Source organism: Enterococcus sp. DJ147D b (assembly GCF_058216655.1).
In genome coordinates, this window is the sequence record NZ_JBZADF010000002.1 from 21359 (window position 1) to 44388 (window position 23030).

A 23030-nucleotide genomic window follows, 5' to 3' on the forward strand; every position below is an offset into this window, starting at 1 on the left:
TTCTATTCTCCGATCATTTTTTTATTATAAAAAGTGTATCGAATAATTCGCTCAGTGTCTATTTTTTCGAAGCCAACTTATTCTTCTTCCTGTGTTTTCGTTGCTTCTTCTGCATCATTTTTGTTAATCCTTCCTGCAACTCGTCTTTATCTATTGTTTGAATTTCTTCTTTAGATAATTCTCTAAAGGAATAACGCATTTTTTTAATACTTTCGATAAAGTCTTTCGGTGTTTCACTTTGCTGCATTTCGTTTAACACTTTAGAAATATGCTCATTTTTACTCAAATTACCTAAGCTGTTTTCTATTTGCATAATTTCCTTTACTTCATTTTTAGAATGACTACTGTTGGCTTGTTGATTATTTATTGGATAATTAGTTTTTTCAGTAGAGTTATTGACTATTTGATTAACTTCTTTTTCAAAATATTTTTGAGTATTCTTTTCGGTTTGAGCATTGTTCACGTTTGATTGATTGATTGTAGTGTTACCTAATTTTTGTAATTGACTCTGTTTATTTTGAGTTTCTGCATCTTGCTTCCAAACGTGATCCAGGCCTTGTTCTTTTTCCTTAGTGATATCTTTGACTGTTTTTATTTCAGAGTCAACAGATTCTTTATTGACCGTTCGAATTTCTTCTGAATTTTCTCTGATAATTGTTGAATTTTTTTCCTCCTCAGCCTTACCATCTTTTAACCTATTTTCTATCTCTCTATGCATCTTTTCATTAGAGGTGTCATCGCTTGATTTAATTGATAATTCTTCATCGTTACTCCCTTCATTTCCGACCAGGTTTGTTGATGAATCTTCATTATTATTGTTTTGAATAAAATTTTCTTCACTAGTATCATTGGCTAGATTATTCTCAGCTTTATTGTCTTTATCTTCAAACTTAATTGAGAAACTTTCAGCTAAATCATTTAATTCTTCTCTGACATCATGAACTTTTTGGAAACCTGATACATCTTCGATATCTTCATCTCTTAAATTGTTTTCTAAAATGTCTAGATCCTTTTGTGCTTTTGTCAAATTTTCAGCAGTTGGATTATCGTAGAACTCTGAAATTGATTGTTCCGCTACTGTAATATCATTTTTATTGTCATCGGGAATATCCTCACTTGCTTCCATTTCATTTAAAGTATTCAACATTCTTGCTTTTTTTCCTTCTCTAGCTAGGTCTGCTGAAGACTGCGTAGGATTTGTTGTACTGTTGTTTTTTGGCTCATTAGGTGTAAAATCTGTATCATCATCTGGAATATCGTCTGTATTCGTTCTGAGAAACGACAAATCATTTTTAATCCCTTCCTTTGTATCATTTGCCCATTGTTCAAGAGCACCAAATGGTGATGTATTATTTTGATTGGCACCATTTAATACAGCATTTAATTTGTTTTTCGAGCGCATCCTGTCTCTTTCTGACTGAGCTCGCCTTCCTAAGCCACCTGAAGCTTGTATTTCTAATCGATCTCCTGCTGCACAAGCATACGACCAGGGCATTGCAAATACATCGACTAATTGTTTTCTAAATGTTGGTGATTTTAAATATAAGTAACCAAAACCCATCGCCACCACACAAGAAAATATATGTTTCACACCTTCCAATGCAAGTGATGCTTGTGGTGAGATAGTCACAATGTCTACAAACTTTTTAGGAAATGTGATGAGTTCAGCTACTCCAGTAAGCAGTAAAATTAATAATTCTGGAAGAATTACTAACAGTGCGATTGTAGCTCCTATTCCTATCACATAAATTAACATTGCTTGACAATATTCAATGGAACCAATTGTTAGTCCTTTGAAGTACGCCATTAGCGGTCGGATATTCATGTCAATAATTCCCAAAGAAAGCACTGCTGTTAATACTGTCAATAAAACAACTAAACGAATTAGTGGTAGTGCAACTAATGCAAACATTGTAAAAAATGGTGTTCCTAGCATAGATACCACATAGTAATTACTTCTATTACTATCGAAAGAAGCTAGCTTATCGTATGCGCCTCTCGTTGGTGTATCCATGTGATATTTCCCACCAGTTTCAGTAAAAATAGTGGATAGCATTAAAAATACTGATTGGGTAGTAATTCCATACTCCTCTTCTCCATTCGATCCTACATTATTGTCGATTTGTTCCAAACTTGGAGCAACACTATAGTATTTATCCATATTTTCTCCAGATGTTTTTCCACCATAAATATACCGATCCCGCCATGCAATTTGTGGACTTACTTTTAATGTATACGTTTCTCCATCATCTATACGATAATCATCGATTGCGTTCGCATAGCCACCTTCTTGCATATTGTTAGAATTTTCCTCCTTTTTTCTTGGCTTACCAGTTGACGGAACATAAGAATGTTCTATATCCACTAAATTATCACCTACATCATTGGCATATGTGTAATAGCTCCCTATTGTTTTGACTGTACTAACACTTGAGCCGTACAGTCTAGTTGAAGCCTCAGTACCCTTATAGTTTAAATAATCTGTAGCGGAAAACGTAGCACTTGTCATATACGCAAGTACAAGCGCACTATTCGAGAAGACTTTATTACTTTCATTATTTAGTATTGAGCTATTCTCATTAATACTATTAATTCTTGAAACGGCACTACTCTTATATGGATTCAAATCTAAATCAACATAAGAGCCATCAGAAGAAGGGACAATATTCGCATCGTTCGAATCATTTCCATTTGGTGCAAAATTAAAATTGTATGCCCATGAACGATCATCGATTAAGTATCGACTAAATTCAGCAGAAGTAGCGCTAACGGATGTACTAAAATCCATTGCTTTACTTAAAAAATCTGCGCTTATTCCTACAATTAGTGGCAAACAAATCAAAGTGACTAATCGACCTTTTAATTTACTTACTTGCCGTTGTTCAATGGTTGAATCTGTCCTAAATATACGAATGGCTGTTAAAATAATCATTGCGACAGCAAAAGACATTAAAGCAGTAGCTAGCTTTGCTATCGTGCTAGCAGAAATACCTAATATACTTTCTAATGCTGACGTGTATTGACTACCTTCGATGCTCGTAGCCAATAAATTGATGACGTTCAACTTCGCAATAAGTCCAACGATTGTTGGAATGATTAAAGCTAACAAGTCCATCATCAACGCTAGTGGCATTAAAATTAACCCTAAAATTGCTCGCACTACAGATGGTATGACACTCGAAAATCCTTCAATCTGATTCGAAAAATAATTAAACGTTGAATAGGTTGACATCATTGAAACGAACTTTTTTGCGTCTTCTTTACTATCATCATTTGCTGAATTGATAATGTCATCATACGAAAATTCTCCTGCTGCTCCTCCAGAACCAAGACTTCCTAGAACCATCACCTTTGTATCAGAATTACCTTCAATCAAATTCTCAGACTGCGTCCCTAAAAGATAATGTTGATACACAGAACCAAAAGAGTAGGCATCAACGGTTGTCATTTTAGATCCTACTGACCAAAAACCAACAATTGCTAATAACACTACAACCTTACTTTTTAGACTAGAAAAAAATATATTCATTAGTTTATTGCTTATTTTCTTTCCAGCTAATTTAAACCTAAGTTTCTTATTAATCAGCATTCCCTCTCCTTCCCACAAACCTTACTGAAACATCTGGTCTTTCATGACTATGGTCCTCAAAAGATGCCTTTCCGTTTGTCGTAATTTGAAAAACGCCATCCATTGACAACTCCAACCTTTCTCGTTCTGCAATTGCATTTGCTACTTTTATCTTTACTGAATTATCAATGAATCGGTTAATTGCACGTGCACCTGTTGTTGAACCTTTTCGGTTAATGATGTCCTCAGCGATCATCACACTCACGCTATCTACATTTTCATACTTAACCTCTTTTGTTTTCCAAAATTCTTTTGATTTGACTTTTGGTAATTGAATAAGAAAGCCAATCGACTTCATTTCATCACGAAATTGTTCCAATTTTTTACGAGCAATTTCAGCAATAATTTGTCTAGGTAACGGAAAATAAGGAACAAATAATTGGAATCGTTCCAAAAACTCAGGTCTAATTCCATTATTTCTTCCTTCATCTCCATTTTGTAGCGCTTCTCTCACAGATGTTTCCTGTTTATACCATTCATCTATGATTGCCTCGCTGATCTCATTAGGATTATCAATTGTATTAATTTTCATTGTTTCTGCTAAATCTGAAAATGTTCTCGCTCCTAAGTTTGACGTCGCAATTAAGGCTGTATTGTTGATTGAGCGTTCAATTCCTAAACTATCTCGTACAATCCCTTCATCAATCATTCGTAAATAGCCATTTAAAACATTAGGATGAGACTTTTCTATCTCATCAAGTAAGATAACCTGTTGCTTATTTACTGCTACACTATCTCCAATAAAATGTTGGGCCAACATGACGTCTTCTGGATTTGAATAATCTCCTCCGTTTATGGTAATCATGGCATCCTCTCTACCAAAAAGCGCAGTCGCCAAGGCTTTTGCTGTTTCAGTCTTTCCTGTCCCTGTTGTGCCTATCAGCAAAGCAAGAATCAATGGCCTTTTAAAGTTTCTCTTGGTATAGAAAAAAGAGTTCACTAAATCTTTTAAATACATTCGCGCGAGGGGTTGTCCTCGTATCCGCGTCTCAATTACTTTTTCTACCTCGTTTGCACTAACTTCTGATTCAATATTGTAGCCTTCAGACATAAAAACAAACCTTAGAACATCATGGTCTAAGGTTTGTTCTTTTTGATATTTAATTTTTTGGTTTTGTACATAAGCTACAGATGAAGCAAGAATAGATAAAGATTTTGCTGGATTCACTTGATTTCGAATGAACGCATCTGATAGATCAACTAATTCATCGATAAACGTACCTTCGACAGCTTCAGTAATTACTCCTCGATTTTGCCAAATTTCAATCCGTCTTTTTAAAATTTTTTTAACTGCTCGCTTATTCGGCTCTGAAAGAATGATTTTTGAAAAACGTCTATCAAACGCTAAATCAGGTGCGATATGTTTTCGATACTCATAGTCCGTTGTAGCGACAATTAAAGGAAATTCTCCTCTTGCTGTGCTTTCTTTTAGAGCATTCATTGCACCCGATGAGCCATTAGAAAATCCGTAACGATTTAACTTATGAACCTCGTCTATGAACAAACATAAGTCAAAATTCTTAATAGCATTTTTTTTGATTGTTTCCTCTTTAATTTTTTTCATATCATGCAACAGTGTGCGCATTCTACTAACCATGATATTCTCTGGTAACTCCCCCAAGGCTTCAATAGATAATGAGACAATCAACATTGGTCTATCCGAAATATGTCGTTCATATAGAAACTGTTCAACTAGCGCTGTTTTACCAACACCTTGTTCTCCTAAAATCATGCAGTTTGGCATGTCAGGATTCATCATCGATACTTCTAACATTTCTAACTGAACTTGATTTCCTACAAGCGTGTTCTCTCCCCTTTGTAACTCACTGAGTGAACCCTGATACTTTTCAGCTATATTTTCTGGGATATATAGTTCTAATATACTAGGCACTTAAAAAATCTCTCCTTTCAGATGCTTACTGCAAGCTATTTGAATGTTTTAGTGTTCTTGTGCTATACTGAAGGCAAGAAAAAGGAGCTATGCTCGAACATAGCCCCAATGTAGAACCGTTAAAAAGACGGTGACTACGATATAAATAGTGTTTTAACCATCTATAACCGGTCAAAGTGTTAGATGGTTATTTTTTTGGTCTTTATGATCAATAATCATCAAGACTAGGACATTATGGCATATCCTTTTCAGATGCTTACTGCAAGCTATTTGAATATTCTAGTGTTCTTGTGCTATACTAAATCAAAAGAAAGAGAGCTATGCGATCACATAGCCCTCCAGTAGAACCGTTAAAAAGACGGTAGCATCATTAAGTGTATATTGTAACCATCTTAACTCGCCAAAGTTAGAAGATGGTTACTTTTTTTGGTCTTTATGGTCAATAATCAGCAAGACTAACGTCGCAAAAGCGATCATCAGTTGAATTGCTTCAAAAGTTGACACGTGCCTACTCCCTTCTAGGGATAAAGCTATGAACCATAGGCATCACCCCTTTTTCAAGAGATTAGCCACCATCTTTTCACTTTTCTACTCTTAAATTATACCATAATACTAAATCATTGAATTTGTAAGACTAGGGCACTATGGCATAGCCTTTTCAGTTGCTTACTGCAAGCTATTTGAATGTTTTAGTGTTCTTGTGCTATACTGAAGGCAAGAAAAAGGAGCTATGCTCGAACATAGCCCCAATGTAGAACCGTTAAAAAGACGGTGGCTTTTGAATAAATGTTTTGAACCATCTAATTCCCTGCCAAAGTAATTAGATGGTTATTTTTTTTGGTCTTTATGGTCAATAATCAGCAAAACTAACGTCGCAAAAGCGATCATCAGTTGAATTGCTTCAAAAGTTGACACGTGCCTACTCCCTTCTAGGGATAAAGCTATGAACCATAGGCATCACCCCTTTTTCAAGAGATTAGCCACCATCTTTTCACTTTTCTACTCTTAAATTATACCATAATACTAAATCATTGAATTTGTAAAACTAGGACATTATGGCATAGCCTTTTCAGATGCTTGCTGTAAGCTATTTGAATGTTTTAGTGTTTTTGTGCTATACTATCCATGCGTCAACATGACTTCCCTTTGTAGCCTTAGACGGCAGCAAAATTTTAATGGTTAATAAACCCGTCAAACTTGCCAGAGTTTTATGACGGGTTTATTTTTTGTTGTTCTTACTTATAGTTAACATTACGCCAACTAACGCAATAATCAACGATCCAAATTGAATCATCAATCCAATTGCTTCAGCAACAGACAAAAATGCTACTCCCTTCGACGAAGTAGGAAAATGCTCATAAGCATCACCCAAGAACACTCGTGAATTTAGTCGTACGGAGTTCAAATCGTTGCTTCATCCATAAATTCTTCAAACTCAATTTCGGCAATTTCTTCTTCGAATTCTTCTAAAAGTTCCACTCGATCATCTACTTCTATTGGCGTGTATTTGGGTAGCGTCTCAACAACTACTTGTTTCCGAGCACTCCTTACTATTTTATAAATAGTTTCATCTGTTTCATCTGGATTATCCTTCATAAATTGTATGATGATCCGCTTTAACTCGTCTATTGTCATTTGTTATCTCCTTATTTAACTCTCTCTAAATCTACAACAGTAAATTTCTCAAATTGCGTTTGTTTGGGTTCTAAACTATCTGAAGATATACTACTTCTATTTAGTTCTACTATTTTATTTTCAATTTTACTTATCTCACTATCGATTTTTTTCAAGGAATTGTTTAAATCTGTAATTGAAGTTTTAGCTGTTTCGTCTTTTGGGTTTTCTTTTAACCGTTTTTCCATTTCTTCAAGTGTATGTTTTCCAGTTGCTTGTTTTTCAACTAATTTCTTTTTTTCTTTATTTAATTTTTGTAAATTTTTATCAATAATTAAATCTTCTAACATTTCTCCATCATCGTTCCAGTTACGTAATGCTCTTTCCGCACTGAAAGCATTAAGTCTAACAATGTATGTTGGTGGTAATGTTTCTTTTTCATTTGTTGTTGCTTTTTCTTCGGTCACTTTATCTAATTGTGCTAACTGTGCTGCTAAAGAGCGATCAATTTCACCATCTGTTAAATACGTAGAGGTCATTAAGTCTGATGATGAAACCAATTGACCTTTATCAAGAATGAAAACCATAAACGCCTTATCCTCAAAACCCTTGTCACTGTGTAAAGTTAAAATTCCTGAGCCGTCAGTTTCAAACATTCCATAAGATACTGTAACATCTTCCATCAAGTATTTTTCTGTATCAATCAAATATAGATTGTAGTTATTACCGAATGAGGATAGCTGTTGATGTGCACTTGAGTCATATTGAATTTCTGCTACTAATGTTTTCCCATCCTGACTAAGCAAAGTATTTCCCAGCGTCAATTTCCCTTCAGAATTCCCTTCTCTGATTTTCAGTTCCTCACCTTTGGCCATCGAATGTGTCAATATCTCTCGCTTGTAAGCCGATATGTTGCTCTGACCTATAGTTATACCTAAAAACATAAGCAACGCCCCTAGAACTAAAAACAGGGGCATTCTATAGAACAATTTAACATCTGATGGATTTTTGTATTTGTTCAAACCTAATTTTTTCTTTTTTCTTCGCTCATCTCCTTTAGGCTCGAATTTTTTCTGTCTTTTTCCAAGTAGTTTCAATTACTATCACTCCTAACATTAAAATTGATACTTCAAAAATAAACGCAATACCTTTATACCAATCTTGATTTAGCAGTAACACATTCATATTGACATTAGAATTCAACATTTCCGATATTTTCTCATAATCAAAATCATTACTTGTTACTAAGCTCCTAAATAATTGATAGTCTTCCACAAAACTCCATCCACTCACTGCATATGGGAGAGAGATTAAAAATAGCCACCAATTATTTTTAAGAATTTTTCTTTTTAGTAAATAGATAGTAATAGTCATACCTATAAAACTTAATAAAGCGAGGAGACCATAAAAAGCATACGTATTTTTTACAACTGCTTCCACTGATTTAACATTTGATCCTCTTCTAATTACAAAAAGAGGTACAAAAGACGTAAGAATCAGCACACAATTAAATATGGATAGGATAGTTAGTATTTCTTTATTATCAAATTGTTTTCTCTTTCTCAGTCGAATAAGTAAATAACAATTAAATACAATGGCCATCACCAATAGGATCAAAAGAACCATATTTTCGAATGATTCTATGAATCTAATCGACATATCAACTTTTCCTGAGAAATAAATTACTGTAGTCAATAGAGTAATAACTATGATTACCACCAGAAACGTTAAGAGTATTGAAATTAAATACTTAATTTTAGCAATCATTTTATGATAGTTTATTTTATCCATACCTTGCCTCCTCTTTTTTAAGTATGTATTTGTGGCAACAACAACTGTATCTGCTGCTCCACATTAATTAAGTTTTATCTTGTACTATTCAATATTTTTAGTATTTTACTCATATCACCATTTGTATTTTTATCAATCACTTGGATGTGTCCATCTAGCTCTATTTCAATGTTTGCTACAGTTGGAGTAGAGATTTTATTCCCATCCACCAGTAAATCAGGAAATTTTTCTTTTACGGATTGTAGTTGCTCTCCTGTCATCGCTTTTACATCCACAGCAACATATTCTCGACTACTATCCTCATTCTCTTTCTGTATTACTCCGCGCACAATCTTATTTTCTAATTTTTGACAAGCAGGACAGTCAGTGTGATAAATAATTAATGTCATTTCCTGATTAATCTTTCCGTTATCCGTATCTAACATATTGAAAAATTTTGTTGGTGTTATAGATATCTCAGAGTAATGATGACTGTTACTTAGAGCGATAAACGTAATTCCTGTAACAGCAATCAAAAGACCAATGATTATCTCTATACCTGCTTTGAAAAATTTCTCTTGTGGTTTTAATTGCCCAATCAAAAAACTTACTTTCCAGAATGCTTTTTCTTTAATTTTTCTCATGCTTACTTAACCACGTTTTTTTTGCCCTTTGTAAACAAATTAAAAATCTGATCTTTTCTTGCTGTTTTTTCTTGGTCGATGAAGAATAGAAACCCTTGATTATTGAACGGTCGCTTATTTGCTTCATATTTTAGCGTTTGATCCCGATCAATTCGTACATAGGTTTTTCCATTCGTTCTACTAATAATGCCGATATATTCTCTATCAAATATATTTTGTTCTGTTATAACACCATTTCCAATAAATTCGCCCAACTTGTTCGGTTTAAGACGAAGAGTAAGTAAGTTCTCGTTATTATTGGTATCAAATTCAACGGTTGTATCTTTTCCTAAATGTACAAATAAAGCGCCATCTACTGTTTTTTTCATCTATATGTTCCTCCAATTAATCGACTAAAGAGCCTTGTACAACTACTCGATTTGTCGTGTCATAAATATTTTCACATGTAATTAATGTAACGACTGCCTCGTCTTGATCTTCTAAAAGAGAAGCATCCTTATAATTCACAATATCTACAGACGTTGTTTGATAATGAAATGTTTTTCCAGATTCATTATTTTTCAAATAAATATCATCGCCTTCTTTTACCTTATAAAGTGAAGTAAACATTAGTCCTTCTTGACCCATGTTATGACTAGCTAATGCATAGTTTCCTTTACCCATCACAGAATCAGGAAAAATTGTTGTTGCTGCATACAACATTCTTTCGTATGTTGTACCTTCTAAAATATTGATATCAAGGTTAATTGAAGGGATTTCAACAGTTCCAACATACATTGCATTCAGATCATTTACATGCGCCTGCGCTTCTTCAATTTCTTTTAGTTTTGGACGTTTCATCGCTTCGTAATCAGTAAGCCCATTTTCATCCAGTTCACTTACATCATTCGCTAATTGAATACGCTCATCTGTATTCATATTTTTTCTGATTTTTAATGCTTCTTCTTCACTAGATACCGTTTCTTCTGTGGCTTGAACATTTTCAAAATCTTTTAGTGTCTGATAACCTAAAAAAATACTTCCTGCAAAAATACTAATCAAAGCAACAAGTATTAAAGCTCTTCCCTTTTTTGATTTAAAAAAATTTTTCATATATTCTCCTTAAAAATAGAAGAAGGAACATTTGCTCCTTCTTCTCCCTGTTTATTCTACTATTTTATTTTTTAAAGAATTTAGCAAAACCAAATAATGAAACTGTTGTACCAGTAGCAGCCGCAACTGCTTTCAACACACCATTTCCTGAAGTTTCAGCTTTCGTTTCTGTACTCGCATCTACTCCTGTTTTAGGTAACGTTGTTGGTAAGACTTTTGCGCCAGTGTCTTCTTCAACAACGGATTCTTTTGGTGCTTCAGAAGGCGTCGTTTCAGGTTCTTTAGGCGTTTCTGGATCAGTTGGTGTTACTGGTTTTTCGTCTTCCGGAACTAAACGATCCACTTCGTTTGTATCTTTGTCATTGTCGCCAATTGTTTCAGTTGCGACGTTTGGTACAATCGCATACCCATCTTCTTGTTCAAGTAATGAGTAGTCTAAATCTTTGCTTAATGTTCCGCCAAATGTTAGACGATAGTGTTTGCCTGCTAATAGTGAACTTTTTTCTTTCGATAACGTCCACTTGATTTGTCCTGTTTCTTTATCAGCGGTTAACGTACCTTCATCAGTAATATCTGTCCACTTCGCATCTTTCACATCAACTGTTTCTTTGTTAGTAGACGTGTCTTTATCAGAATCAACGTCTTCATCTAAAACTTTAATTGCTGAAATCAACGCATCAATATCTGTTTGTAGAACTTTATCTGATACATCTTCTTTCGCTAAATCTTCTTTTGCTGTGTCTGTGAACTCTTGTAGTGTCGCAATTGCTGTTTCGTCATATTTCTCTGAATCAGCAAGATATTCTTCTGCTTTAACAATCCATTTGTTCAACGTAACTTTTAAGTCTTCATCTTCATCAGTAGACGTGCTGTTGTCTTTCCCTGTATTACTTTCAGTCACATTGTCATCAGTCACTTCGACCTTAGGAGAAGCAGGATCAATATCAACATAATCTGAAACATTATCTGTTAATGAAAACTCTTTACCTGTAATTGAATACGGTGCTTGATTACGAATAGAATAGCTTACGCTATCACCTTTTTTGCCTTGTAACGCATCAGTTGTTTCTTCACCATTTTCGTCAACATTATATTTTTGTGGATCAGAATCATAATCCTTTACAACTGTGTCAGTTGGTGGTGTTGTTTTTTCTTCACCATCAATGATCGCCTTTGCCTCATTCGGGAAATGATACAATCCGTCTTCACCTAGATATTCCGATAAATCAGCTCCAGCTCGAACTTCCGTATCAAATTCGAAAGAGTACGTATGTGCGTAGAAATCTGGATTACTCAATGCTTCTTCAGTCGCTACCATACGAATATTATTGCCTTCAGACATATCTTTAAACCAACTTGAACGGTCTGTTCCTGTTTCATCAGAAGTTCTAACATCAGACGTACGTTTTAGCACTGGAATAATCGTATCTAACAGTTCATATGATTTATGGTGGAATTTTTCTAGTTCACCGGGAATAATTTGATAAATCGTATAAGTGAATCCTTCTTTCATTTCGTTTAACGTATTATTGATTACGTCTAACTCATCAGAATCGGATACTACTTTCGTTGGCGCAGGTACTTCTGACTGCGCAGGTTTCACTGCCGTATTTCCCTGCCAAGCATATTCCCAGTCGTTTTCCTCTGTCCATTCTTTCGATGGATCAGCATTAGTGCTGAATGTATAACTAAAATCAGATACATCTCGGAATAACACAGTAAACATTGCCCATGGATCTAAGTCATCACTGCCTTCGTTGTTCACTTCTGCAAATTTTTTCGAGCCATCTTCTAATGTTTTCGTTTGTAACCAGCTGTCAGAAGAAACTAAAATACCATCTGATTTATCAACCATATCTTTATTAATCGTAACGGACTGTAACCAATCGATATCTGACCATGTAAAGAAGCCCTTAAGCGTAATTTGTTCATTTGTACCAGCTTTTAAAAATTCCACATCAAACGTAATATCGACCATACGATTGATCCATGAACCGATTTGATCTTGTACATTCATCGCCAAAGTACCAATTTGACCTTGTTTATAACCAGTAAAGTCTTTTACAGTCATTTTCATATCAACATCTTGTCCGTTTGCCGAAACATGGTGATAAATGACACCTGTTTCACCTTTGACAATGTCTTTCTCATTGATATGAATTCCTCTTGAACTTAACGAACCATCAGGTTGTTGTAAGCCGTCTTCCCATCCAGCACCAATCGTTTCAACCGTTGTTTTCCCTTCAATGAAGCCAGCAGAAAAATCATAATCAGAAGAAATGATTGTTTTATCATCTACAATTGTTGATTCTGGATCATCGAGTACAGACACATAATCGCTTGAAGCAAACGAACTGATTGCTTTTTTTGCATCTGATTTTCCTAGTGCTTTTTCATATTTTGTTGGACTTTCTACTTTTTGCTCATTTCCTTTTTCTGCAAGTACAATGGTACTTGTTGTAGCAACACCTGCCACCGTTGCACCTAACACCATTGTCGCGGCAAGTCTTTTTTTCCATACCTTTTTTTGTTTATTGCTTAATTTACTCATTTTCCATCCTCTTTCTAAACCAAATTATTTTTATCTATATAAAAAAGGACATGAAATTCATGCCCCTTGTGTTTTACCTATTTATTTTTTGATTCATGGATCACCACGAATACGAATGTTACACTCATCTGTCATGTGTTCCTCCTTGCAAATAAAAAAGCAGTGAATGATTGATTCTCCGCCTTTTTTCTTAGTAATATTTTTATTTCACCTCTACGCAAATTCATTATTTAGAGTAAATAAAGTGAGCATAGAGTTCGATACCTAATTCAACTAGTAATCCAATAACCAAAAGACACATTATAACGAAAATAACGCCAACAATTTTATCGCATACATAAAGAATTTTTTTTCTCCTGTTTGACTCCTGAAAAAAATTAGCCAGGACGATAACCAAAACGGCACACATAAGTATTATCAACATTACAATTAATATTATCCCTATCAATTCCATCTATTTACCTCATCTAAGTGAGACTCATCAAATCGTCTATGCTGACAATCAAGTTCTAAAATTCTCTTCACTTCTTCTGCATTTGATTTACTATTAAATATCATATGTGGATAGAGTTCACTATCTATAAAAATTCCCCAATCACATACAATTTCTTTTACTTCGTAGTTCATACTATTCTCCTTTCTTCATTTAATTGCAGTACCTCGCTTATTTTTCACTAAACCTCTCCTTGTTCTGTCATCGTCATTACCTCTTCAAAGAATTGTTCTGCTTGTTCTTTTAGTTCAAAATATTTATAGAGTTGATTGCAGTAGTAAGGTTTTTGAAGTTTAGTAATACAGATACTCACTACAAATTCCTTCCCTTGTTGCATGAATAGAACCTCTGTATCTTTTCCAATCGCTTTTCTTGCCAGTAACATTGATGTTTCTTTCATCTTATCCTCCTTGAATATGACTAAACATCAGATTTATTTTTTATTCCATTCGTTTATGGTAAACTCGTTGGATAATGAATGTATACATTCATTACCATATGCAGGCGGAGTTGCTTGACGGAAACAGGCAACTCCATTCTTCAATATTCTGTGAGGTAGCGAGTGGTCTGCTACCTCTTTTTTATTTTTGCAAATAAAAAAAGCAGTGAATTATTCAATTCTCTGCTTAATAAAAATTATTTTTGTGTATTAAACGTTAATTTACTACGAGTTGACGATCAATTGTTGCTTTTCCTGTTGCATAATCAAATATTACTTTAGGTTGTACGTTAAACTCATAGACATTAAAGTCCAATGTTCCGTTTGTATCTTTTGCTTGTAGCCAATAACCTCGTGGCATCAACTCATCCCCACGAAAAATGGTAGTAATTTGATAAACAATTTTGTTTTCATTCATTTTTTGTGCATTACGAACCATTTCTTCATACTTTGTTTGTACTTTTTGATTTGAATAAGCTGTTTGTGTTGCTAAATTTTTAGGATTATCTTCGCTACCATCTTCACCTTGTACATAGTTTCCATCTGAATCAAAATTGAAACTCGACGTATACGAAAGTAGGTGCCCTCGATTTTGAATGGTTTCACCATCTACAGTTTTTTGATTCCAGCCTGTCGGTTGCCATACTTGTCTAGATCGCCCTTCAGATTTGCCAAGGTTATTCTTATTGATGTAGGCAGTGACTGTAGTTGTTCTGTTTAAATAATCTAAATCGCCATAATAAACACGGTTTTCTATCCATTCATTTGTATCTAACGTACTGTTATTCCCATTCACTTCAATGATCGCTGAATCACCACTTGAAAAATCAAGATCTGAAAGCTGTTCATAGATGCCTAAATCTATTTCATTTCCTGTATCGCTATTAAATTGGTCACTCACTAATTCTAGTGTCTGATTTGTAGAATTTGAGTCATCCGTCAATAGTCCTTCGTTTGAAACATATTCATAACCACCAAGAGCAAGTACAGCTATAGCTGTTATTAGTGCAGGAATTTTCTTATTTCTTTTTTTCTTCTTATTCATGATCTCCTCCAACTGATAGTCTAAAATTCTATTTTAACTTTTTTATAGACACTAGAGATTAGCAACTCTTTCTAAAACCATTTCTATTTTACCTGCCTCATCTTTCACGTAATTACGCTGAATTGCTTTTGGATCTTTTAATCTGCTAATTATTTGAAACTCGGTGATTTTTAAACTCTCTGAACACTCTTTGACACTTAATTTATTTCTATGATTTTTTTGCATTAGCTCTAAAATCTTCGTTTCCATACTGTTGACTTTTTTCATACTCATTTTTTTATTCCTCTCAATTTTTTGATTGTTTTTCTCTATGTCTAACTGATTGCAATTTTGTCATTCTATTTCATCGAAGCATCGATATACTATTTAATTTAGTACATATTTGATCCTTTTGTTTGTTAGCTTTTAAGCTACTTTTTTCTACAGGTTATTTTTTTCGCAAGGTTTCTAGCGTCAGCAACCTCAAACTCTCGAAAAGTAACACGGCTCCCTTGAAATCGATTAGACAATAAAATTGTCATTTTAAATTTTCTAAAATCTGATCGTCGCACCTGTTCTTTTCTGTGTGTGCCATACCCATCAACATACCGCAAACTTCTACGAGCTCTAGCCGTACTCTTATAGGTGATTTATCCTTACTAAGCCCTTATTAGGCACGCTGATTAACTTAGTAAGTCCTGTAGTTATTCAATTTTCAATGTTCTCCCGAAAACTTCAAATTAGTTGACGTGTATTGTTCAGGGTTCGAAAACTACTTCCTTCACCAGCAACATAAGGCACATTATACTCTATGTTGTTTCGTGTCCGTGTTCTAATTTTGTCTGTTTCTTCGGTAGCTTTTAACCAACTACTAGAATTTGCTAGTAAAAACTAACAAACAAAAGGATCAAGTATTTAACTAAAAATTTAACTGACAACTTTTTTTATATGCTGAATCATATCCTTATTCCAGTTATACAATTCTTTTTGTTCTAACTTTCGATAACTTTTCTCAGATTCTACTAAGAGTAATTTTCGTTTTTTTAATTTGGCAAAATCATGATTTGAAATTTGTAAAGGTAAGTCAGAACAACCTCTGCAAGCAACTGTTTTCCCATCAACATAGATACTTTTTATTTGATCGAAAAATTTTTTAAGCTCGTGATTATTCGTTATTTCTTTAGTGCTTATGACTGTGACTTTCCCAGAATAATCGACGACTATTCTTTTCACTGTTTGATTTGAATATTTAACATGCTGTCGATTGAATAAAACAAATTCACACGTAATTCTTTTTAGATCCACTGGTTTTAACTCCATTTTTGATCATCCTTTCTTTTTCAGATTTCATTATCAATTCTCTTCCAGATACGAAAACTCTTTCCTGTTCAGATCTACATAGTTCTTTCTGGCGTAGTTTCTTACAGTCACTATCGGTTTTTTTATAAATGCAGCTACTTTTCTCGCATCCCCACTGACCAACATTTTTCCTTGATGATAAACAACAATTATTTTGGCTCTAGGTTCGTCGTTTGTGTTTTTTTTACTCAATTTTTTAGATAGCGTCTGCACAGTACGTCCAACTTCCTCATTTTCTTGCCAGCCTGGTTGCGTCAAACGAGCAATTTCATCCATTATTTCTTTTTTCGTCATAACAAATACCTGTCTTTCATTAAACTTAGAGATTTTCGATACTGAATTTAAGATATTTTTTCCAAAAATGATTGAATAGAGCCAGTCTCTGGATCGATTTTATACGTTCTTCTCACAAAATTTGCATGCTTTAATTTGCTAAGTAGTACTATTTCACTCATTTTGAAAAATGTAGCACATTCTTTCACAGACATTTTTCTTTTATGTTTTGATTTCATTAAATTAATTATCTTTTCTTCCATAAAACTCACTCCTTATTTTTTAAATCTGCTTCTTATCAAATAGTCATTGTCAATCAATTCTTCAAGTGTGTTGCACGGATAAATTTTGATATCAGAACGTTTTTGGTGCTCTTTTACTAACCACTCCAATTTTTCAATAGTAGCGTCAGATAGAGCAAATTTTTTCCTATTTTTCTTGGTTGACATCAGGTGTCCCCTCTCTTTCGGCTGGGTGTCCCCCGCTTATTATTCATTTTCTTTCACCTGTAAAGATCACAAAATCTTTCATACTAATCTCTCCGTTTCGTCAGCAATAAAATCAACATTCCCCAAAATTTCTAGTTCGCCATCTGGATACACATCTAGCCAATCATGAGCGCCGTTAAAATCATTAAAAGCATTTAAACCCTTCGTTTTGTGATGATGATTGACACCAAATCCAACTAATAAAAGCTCACCTTGTGACGTACGAACAGCGTCATGATATTTGATTATTTTCCCATTTTTGTCTTTTACCTCTTCAACACAATTTTTGTAATTTTCGTAGCTCATTCTGCTTCCTCCTGTTCCAATCCCCATTCTGCGAACGCTACTAGGACTTCAAATTCTTCTCTATCACTTAAATGATTGTAGTGACTAACAATTTTTACAGGCATTTTTGCAACTGATTTTCTTACTAAATTCATCGGATAGACAGGCTTTTTACCTTTACAAGTATTCTCTTTCAACCACTTCAACACGATTTGCTGGTTGTCGTTGAGTTGTGGTTTCTGACTTACTATTTCATAAATCTTTTCGAAAATATAAGCTTTACGTAGGTAAAATTCATCATCCGTACCTTTGATGATATAATCTCCGTAATTTGCTTGTGTAATACCTTCTAAATTTGAAATACATAGATCGTATTCTCTTGTTTCTGTATTAGGAACTAGTTCACCGTTACACCACTCTTTCACTTCTAACAGATTTTCATTAGTTAGCTGCATAGCTTCAACAACCGCTGGTTTTTTTCTATATTTCATCTTTCTACCACCTCCAAAAATGGCTTGATTTTTTGAATACCTTGCAAAAGCCCATTCATTTTTTCTTTATTCAAATAGCCAACAACGTCATAATAAAGATCAGATTCAAGCTTTAAGAGCTGACTTTTTACATAATCTTCATCAAATTCATAATCTGGCGTTATTAACATCATTTCTAATCCATAGCTGTGTTTTCCTAGAATGATACTTGCACCAAATCCATTTTCAAAAATGTATATGACTTGCTCATTAGGATTATTTTCATATCCTTGCTTTTTAAATTCTTCCAACTCTTCAATTAACGGTATTTGTTTCATCCTTTACCTCTTCAACACAATTTTTGTAATTTTCGTAACTCATTCTGTTTCCTCCTGTTCATTCCCCTCAAAAGTTTCAGCCTATTATTCTAGCTCTCTTGCTCCGTTTAGTTGAATACTATTTTTTTCAATATCAAAGGAGATGGCTTTTAGAGGTTGAAATTCTCCTCTTTGATAGCCTGCGAAATGAGTGATTCCTTCGTAATACTCAGTTGTTGAAACTAAGATTTCAGCATCTGGATTTTGTTGAAAAATACTGATCAATTCTTTTGCCTTCATCATCTCTTCTCCAGATATGAAAATTGCTTCTGCCATGATGATTTGCGTTTTTTCAGTTCTTTTTCTCGTTTTCTTCGTAACCGTTCATCTTGTTTTTCAATCATTTCAATCATTTCGTAAACAGCAAGTTCTGAGGATTGCTTATACTTGTTTTCTCTTTTCAGCCAACTGTTTTCTCTTGTTGCAATCAATAATTTTTCAGGACTTGACCGTTGAGCGATGACTTGATTCTTTTTATCAAAAAGTAATTTTATGCTAGGAAATATTTTATCTACTTTGGCTCTACGAATGATAATTTCGGTTGGGTTCCCATCTTCGTACCAGATTGCGTACCTTTCAGCATAGCCTTTAGCTAAATTCCATCTCTGACCATTAAACAGTTGAACTTTCGTTTCAACACTTCTTAGATCTGCAGGTGTCACTGTTAATCCACGCGTCATATTTCATCACTCTTTCTTTTAGTTTGACATTCTCAAATTTTGCATAACTAGCTCTATAGAGTATCTATTAGTTGTTTTATATGTTTTTAAAAATTTAGTGTATATTATATTTCCTTTTCCAACTTTACGTAAAAAATAATTTAGAGTTCTTCTTCTAACCAATTAACTATACTGACTTTCGGAAGAGTATTATCCGTAGCCAATTTTTTTGTCGGAACAATTGTATTCATAAACCAATTACGTACGTAGACGTGAATTACATTTTTTATATCTTTCACTTTTTCTGTTTTTTGTAGCATGTATGCTCTGTGTAACGTTGTGTACAATTCAGCTTCTGCATTTATTCCATATGATTCTAGTTCTTCAAATACGATATATTCTCCTATTTTTTGTTGTGCTCTTACTTTTGCATTATGGATTGCTTTGACTGTTTCTTTTGCTTCTTTAATAGAATTCGAAAATTTTTGAATGAGTGTTAGTGCGTTTTCAGGAATAAACGTTCGACCAAACGATTGAATAGTTGTTGAGAAATTACTTAGTAATATTTGTTCGTTCTTTTCTTCTTTGACAGCTGCTGTTTCTTTCTTCTTGTCTTCTATTTGGTTGACGTTATCTTTAGCCGCAGCTCCTTTTTCCGCTTTCTTCTTTGGTTTTTTTTCCAATTTGTTTGGTCTGTTGTACTCATCTTTGTCTGATGAGTCTAACGCCCCCAAATATAGTAAGGATGCTTGAAACTTACTAGTACCATCTTCCATTCTCATCGGAGGTCTACGAACAACCTTCAAAAGTCCATGATCAATCAATTCTTGTTTAATTAGTGAGACTGCACGATTCGCTCTTCCTAAATTTTGCATTAGTTCCTCGTTCGTGTAATAGAAATAAGTGTCCCCAAATTGATCTTTATATCCGTTAGCCTCTGAGCAGTGATGTCTATTCAAAAACAAAGTGTAGGCCATCTTTGCACCTAGCGATAAATCTTTATATTTCTCATTTTTCATCAATCCGATAGGCATTTGATAAAAGCTCTGATTCGTTTCTTCTGTTTTTAATTGGACAAATTTCATTTTTAGGATCTCCTTTATTTTGTAATTGATTAACTAAGTATTTTGATTTATAGGTTATTCACATTGTGGAGCTTAACAAAAACAAAAAAGAGGGAGAACCATCCACTAGCACTACACTAATGAACGATTCTCCCTCTTTTAATCTACAGTTCCCCTACAAATCCCCACGTAGACACTAAAAATTCCTTTTAGTTGTAAGTTCAATAAAATTGAATGTGAACGGTAAATCAGCATTAAACTTTGCACGTTTTTCACAAATAAAATTATTAAAAATACTACTAAAATATGTTATAGTATCTTATGTTGCAGGTAAAACTGTAACATTAAAAGGGGCTCATCGGACATAAGGGTAGTTTATGTTCGAACGACATGGCTTCTATGACCTGAATTCTGGACGGCAATCCTAAATTCGGCGAGAAGTCACTGTCGGCCTCCTTTTCTTGTTAAGTTCCACGATATGAACAACAAAAAAATATTATTTAATTAAAATGATTCTTGTTATTTGTCATTTAATACGCTACCACAGAATCTTTTTTTTGTACAATATTTTTTGTAGCTTACTTCAGCCACAATTACCAAAAACGCACAAAACCCTTGATTTACATGGGTTTATTTTTTTACATAAAACTTGCGAATAAAATTGACAAAGAAGTTGTCATATGTTGAATTCTTGACATCATTTTAGTTCACCTCCGATTGAAAAATTCTTAGAAGTACTTCTGAAATAATTATATCAGATAAAAAAGGCTTTTTTTTAAATTCTCGAAAAACGGGACTAAAAGTCTGTTTTTCGACTAAAATTGATCAAATTTCAAAAAAAAAGGGCTTTTTTTGCCCGAAAAACGGGATTTAAATAACTTGCATTATGTTTCGAGTTGTGATTTTTTTAATAAAATTATTCAGAAGGCATCTTTTCTTCAAATATTGGAACACTTATTCCAGCTACAATTTGTTCAAGTTGAAACTCAGCACCTTTTGCAAACACATCTTCATCAAGATTTTTCAGTGCTTCGATGTATGTCTCAGTTTCAGTGATTATTTTTCTGTCTAATTTTGTCGAAAGTGCTAAAAAATTTTCATTTATCTTCAACATAAGTTTAAATCGCAAATTTGGAAAATGTGTTAGAAACTCTCTCAGATCATCCAACGACTGTTGCGCAAGTTTTAAATCTCCATGCTCAGAAAAATCATCAAATACATTTGAGATAAACTCTCTTACAGCTTGTCTTTCTTCGGCAGTTACACTGAATAAATAATTTTTGTCGACAGGAATAAATGTTTGATACATTTTTTTCAAAAAACTATACGGAATTTCTCTTGCAGTTCCTGCAAGAATATAAAATTCTACAGAACTTAGAACTTTACCTTTTCCGACATTTTCGACAATAAAAGCAATACTATCCTCTGGTAATCCATCGAAGGGTTTTTTTTCCAGTTTTGGGACAATAAAGTTTTCTACTCGTATATATTGCAGAAAAGAACTTAAATTATCAAATCTCTTAGCTGTATAATAATTTACCATTTCTGTTGCCTTAATTCTTTCTGAATCTGGTATGTTTTGAATATATCTACGGTATTGGGTAATCATTTTCTCTTTTTCTGTATCTTCTTGAATAACACTCATGAATTCGGCTAATGTGATCGCACAATAGTCACAAAAAAGAACTATTTCTTCAAAAGTTGGTTTGGTCACTCCACTTAGTACTCTCGTCAATCTAGAACGCAAAAATATTTTTTCGGCTATGAGTTCTTTCCCAGATATATTTTTTGCATCCATCACACGGGCAATTCCTAACTCCGTATTCATAAGTAATAGCTCCTTTTGCTCAAATTTTCGCACAATGAAATTATAACATTCTGTTTAATTTCAAATCTGCAAAAAGTGGAACTTAAAATTGCCAATTGTGTTAATAACATGAATTTGTGACGGAACTATTTTAGTCACTCTTCTAGCCAGTTAGTCATCAAGACTGGATCTCCGTTTTTTTGTGTTTCTTGCTGTTTTTTGGCAGTAATCGGATGTTCAATAAACCAGTTTTTTACATAAACAAAAATTAGATTTTGGATATTTTGAACTTTTTCTGTTCGTTGTTTTTGATAAGCTTTTAGTAACGTTGTGTATAGAGCTTGTCCTGCATTTATGCCGTAACTATCGACTTCCTCGAATACAACGATCGTATTCATTTCTTTTTCAGCTTTTGCTTTTGCATTGTGTATGGTTTTCACTGTTTGTTGTGCTTCTTCATAGCTAGAAGAAAAAGTTTTAATTAAGCCTAATACTCGTTCAGGAACGAATGTTCCAATGCTCGATTCCTGCATGATAGTTTCAAACTCATTGAGCAACAATTGATCTTGTAGCTGGTCTTTTTCAGTGTCTATTAGTGTCTAAAGAATTATTAGAATATAATAGATTGACTCCCTTTTTCCCACCTTCGAAAGAATATTGATTTGACGCTGTTTCTGTCGAAAGTGGGTTTTTCTCTTTTAATTCTTTTTTTATTTTGGAGATTTTATTTTCTTTACAACCTAAAATTTCCATAAGCTCGGCTCTGGTGAAAATAAAATAAACTCTGTCTTGTTCATCGATCCAGTTATTTTGAATCGACGCTTCACATCTAGCTTGTAACTTTGCATATGCAATGTTTGAATCATTACTCATTTCTTTGTAGTAAGATGAAGTAAATAATACTTTTGGCAATTGGTAGTATAGCGCTCGATAAGTTTCTTGCGCTGTAATAAAATTGAATTCCGTTGTCATTTTTGTAACCTCTTTCTATTTTTTGAGTATATATGTTAGAACAATCAGAGTTCTAATAAGTTTGATATTAGCTCGTATATAAAAGAGTACTTGTTGAGTAATATTTTAACGTTGTCAATAAAAGCTTTCA

General features: G+C 33.7%; 27 protein-coding genes and 1 pseudogene. All 28 read right to left on the bottom strand.

The window, feature by feature from the left end:
- Nucleotides 1-58: 58 nt before the first annotated feature.
- Nucleotides 59-3589: a hypothetical protein gene (locus tag AC4BD1_RS12315; RefSeq protein ID WP_490486050.1), complete on the bottom strand. Its 3531-nt coding sequence runs from the start codon at nucleotides 3587-3589 to the stop codon at nucleotides 59-61.
- Nucleotides 3579-5519, bottom strand: coding sequence for an AAA family ATPase (locus tag AC4BD1_RS12320; protein ID WP_490486051.1), 1941 nt, complete (start codon nucleotides 5517-5519; stop codon nucleotides 3579-3581). Before AC4BD1_RS12320 ends, AC4BD1_RS12315 begins: the two co-directional genes overlap by 11 nt.
- Before the next feature lie 417 nt (nucleotides 5520-5936).
- Complete coding sequence (locus AC4BD1_RS12325; RefSeq protein ID WP_219842351.1) at nucleotides 5937-6023, bottom strand: putative holin-like toxin; 87 nt, start codon at nucleotides 6021-6023, stop codon at nucleotides 5937-5939.
- A gap of 324 nt (nucleotides 6024-6347) precedes the next feature.
- Nucleotides 6348-6434 (bottom strand): putative holin-like toxin, encoded by an 87-nt coding sequence (locus AC4BD1_RS12330; RefSeq protein ID WP_219842351.1) that lies wholly within the window; start codon nucleotides 6432-6434, stop codon nucleotides 6348-6350.
- Nucleotides 6435-6738: 304 nt separating this feature from the next.
- The gene (locus AC4BD1_RS12335) at nucleotides 6739-6891 is read right to left on the bottom strand and encodes a putative holin-like toxin (RefSeq protein WP_490486138.1); all 153 of its coding nucleotides are present in this window, start codon (nucleotides 6889-6891) and stop codon (nucleotides 6739-6741) included.
- A gap of 29 nt (nucleotides 6892-6920) precedes the next feature.
- On the bottom strand, nucleotides 6921-7154 hold the full coding sequence (locus AC4BD1_RS12340; RefSeq protein WP_490486052.1) for a hypothetical protein: 234 nt from the start codon (nucleotides 7152-7154) through the stop codon (nucleotides 6921-6923).
- A gap of 11 nt (nucleotides 7155-7165) precedes the next feature.
- Nucleotides 7166-8230, bottom strand: a complete 1065-nt coding sequence (locus tag AC4BD1_RS12345; protein ID WP_490486053.1) for a hypothetical protein — start codon at nucleotides 8228-8230, stop codon at nucleotides 7166-7168.
- Complete coding sequence (locus AC4BD1_RS12350; RefSeq protein WP_490486054.1) at nucleotides 8190-8924, bottom strand: hypothetical protein; 735 nt, start codon at nucleotides 8922-8924, stop codon at nucleotides 8190-8192. Before AC4BD1_RS12350 ends, AC4BD1_RS12345 begins: the two co-directional genes overlap by 41 nt.
- Nucleotides 8925-8998: 74 nt before the next feature.
- Nucleotides 8999-9547: a hypothetical protein gene (locus tag AC4BD1_RS12355; protein ID WP_490486055.1), complete on the bottom strand. Its 549-nt coding sequence runs from the start codon at nucleotides 9545-9547 to the stop codon at nucleotides 8999-9001.
- A 2-nt stretch (nucleotides 9548-9549) separates the two neighbouring features.
- Nucleotides 9550-9915 carry a hypothetical protein gene (locus tag AC4BD1_RS12360; RefSeq protein ID WP_490467390.1) on the bottom strand — a complete coding sequence of 122 codons (366 nt, stop codon included), beginning with the start codon at nucleotides 9913-9915 and terminating at the stop codon, nucleotides 9550-9552.
- 16 nt (nucleotides 9916-9931) lie between these two features.
- Nucleotides 9932-10639: a class A sortase gene (locus tag AC4BD1_RS12365; protein WP_490486056.1), complete on the bottom strand. Its 708-nt coding sequence runs from the start codon at nucleotides 10637-10639 to the stop codon at nucleotides 9932-9934.
- A gap of 64 nt (nucleotides 10640-10703) precedes the next feature.
- Nucleotides 10704-13190, bottom strand: a complete 2487-nt coding sequence (locus AC4BD1_RS12370; protein WP_490486057.1) for a hypothetical protein — start codon at nucleotides 13188-13190, stop codon at nucleotides 10704-10706.
- A gap of 444 nt (nucleotides 13191-13634) precedes the next feature.
- On the bottom strand, nucleotides 13635-13817 hold the full coding sequence (locus tag AC4BD1_RS12375; RefSeq protein ID WP_490486058.1) for a hypothetical protein: 183 nt from the start codon (nucleotides 13815-13817) through the stop codon (nucleotides 13635-13637).
- A 47-nt stretch (nucleotides 13818-13864) separates the two neighbouring features.
- Nucleotides 13865-14083: a hypothetical protein gene (locus tag AC4BD1_RS12380; protein ID WP_490486059.1), complete on the bottom strand. Its 219-nt coding sequence runs from the start codon at nucleotides 14081-14083 to the stop codon at nucleotides 13865-13867.
- 256 nt (nucleotides 14084-14339) lie between these two features.
- Nucleotides 14340-15167 (bottom strand): DNA/RNA non-specific endonuclease, encoded by an 828-nt coding sequence (locus tag AC4BD1_RS12385; protein ID WP_490486060.1) that lies wholly within the window; start codon nucleotides 15165-15167, stop codon nucleotides 14340-14342.
- A gap of 51 nt (nucleotides 15168-15218) precedes the next feature.
- Nucleotides 15219-15440 (bottom strand): hypothetical protein, encoded by a 222-nt coding sequence (locus AC4BD1_RS12390; RefSeq protein ID WP_490486061.1) that lies wholly within the window; start codon nucleotides 15438-15440, stop codon nucleotides 15219-15221.
- Between the two features lie 633 nt (nucleotides 15441-16073).
- Nucleotides 16074-16466 (bottom strand): type III secretion system protein PrgR, encoded by a 393-nt coding sequence (locus AC4BD1_RS12395; protein ID WP_490486062.1) that lies wholly within the window; start codon nucleotides 16464-16466, stop codon nucleotides 16074-16076.
- Nucleotides 16467-16499: 33 nt separating this feature from the next.
- On the bottom strand, nucleotides 16500-16799 hold the full coding sequence (locus AC4BD1_RS12400) for a hypothetical protein (RefSeq protein ID WP_490486063.1): 300 nt from the start codon (nucleotides 16797-16799) through the stop codon (nucleotides 16500-16502).
- A gap of 47 nt (nucleotides 16800-16846) precedes the next feature.
- Complete coding sequence (locus tag AC4BD1_RS12405; RefSeq protein ID WP_490486064.1) at nucleotides 16847-17041, bottom strand: hypothetical protein; 195 nt, start codon at nucleotides 17039-17041, stop codon at nucleotides 16847-16849.
- 12 nt (nucleotides 17042-17053) lie between these two features.
- A complete protein-coding gene (locus AC4BD1_RS12410) occupies nucleotides 17054-17227 on the bottom strand; it encodes a hypothetical protein (protein WP_490486065.1) in 174 nt (57 codons plus the stop codon).
- Nucleotides 17228-17305: 78 nt separating this feature from the next.
- The gene (locus tag AC4BD1_RS12415) at nucleotides 17306-17572 is read right to left on the bottom strand and encodes a hypothetical protein (protein ID WP_490486066.1); all 267 of its coding nucleotides are present in this window, start codon (nucleotides 17570-17572) and stop codon (nucleotides 17306-17308) included.
- Nucleotides 17569-18042, bottom strand: coding sequence for a hypothetical protein (locus AC4BD1_RS12420; protein WP_490486067.1), 474 nt, complete (start codon nucleotides 18040-18042; stop codon nucleotides 17569-17571). The genes AC4BD1_RS12415 and AC4BD1_RS12420 overlap by 4 nt, the downstream gene beginning before the upstream one ends.
- The gene (locus AC4BD1_RS12425) at nucleotides 18039-18359 is read right to left on the bottom strand and encodes a hypothetical protein (protein WP_490486068.1); all 321 of its coding nucleotides are present in this window, start codon (nucleotides 18357-18359) and stop codon (nucleotides 18039-18041) included. Before AC4BD1_RS12425 ends, AC4BD1_RS12420 begins: the two co-directional genes overlap by 4 nt.
- A gap of 84 nt (nucleotides 18360-18443) precedes the next feature.
- Nucleotides 18444-18638: a hypothetical protein gene (locus AC4BD1_RS12430; protein ID WP_490486069.1), complete on the bottom strand. Its 195-nt coding sequence runs from the start codon at nucleotides 18636-18638 to the stop codon at nucleotides 18444-18446.
- Nucleotides 18638-19078, bottom strand: coding sequence for a hypothetical protein (locus tag AC4BD1_RS12435; protein WP_490486070.1), 441 nt, complete (start codon nucleotides 19076-19078; stop codon nucleotides 18638-18640). The genes AC4BD1_RS12430 and AC4BD1_RS12435 overlap by 1 nt, the downstream gene beginning before the upstream one ends.
- Before the next feature lie 140 nt (nucleotides 19079-19218).
- Entirely contained in the window at nucleotides 19219-20142 is a 924-nt protein-coding gene (locus AC4BD1_RS12440; protein ID WP_490486071.1) for a replication initiator protein A, read from the bottom strand.
- Between the two features lie 895 nt (nucleotides 20143-21037).
- Complete coding sequence (locus AC4BD1_RS12445; RefSeq protein ID WP_490486072.1) at nucleotides 21038-21949, bottom strand: hypothetical protein; 912 nt, start codon at nucleotides 21947-21949, stop codon at nucleotides 21038-21040.
- A 134-nt stretch (nucleotides 21950-22083) separates the two neighbouring features.
- Nucleotides 22084-22900 (bottom strand): annotated as a pseudogene (locus AC4BD1_RS12450) (replication initiator protein A).
- Between the last annotated feature and the right edge of the window lie 130 nt (nucleotides 22901-23030).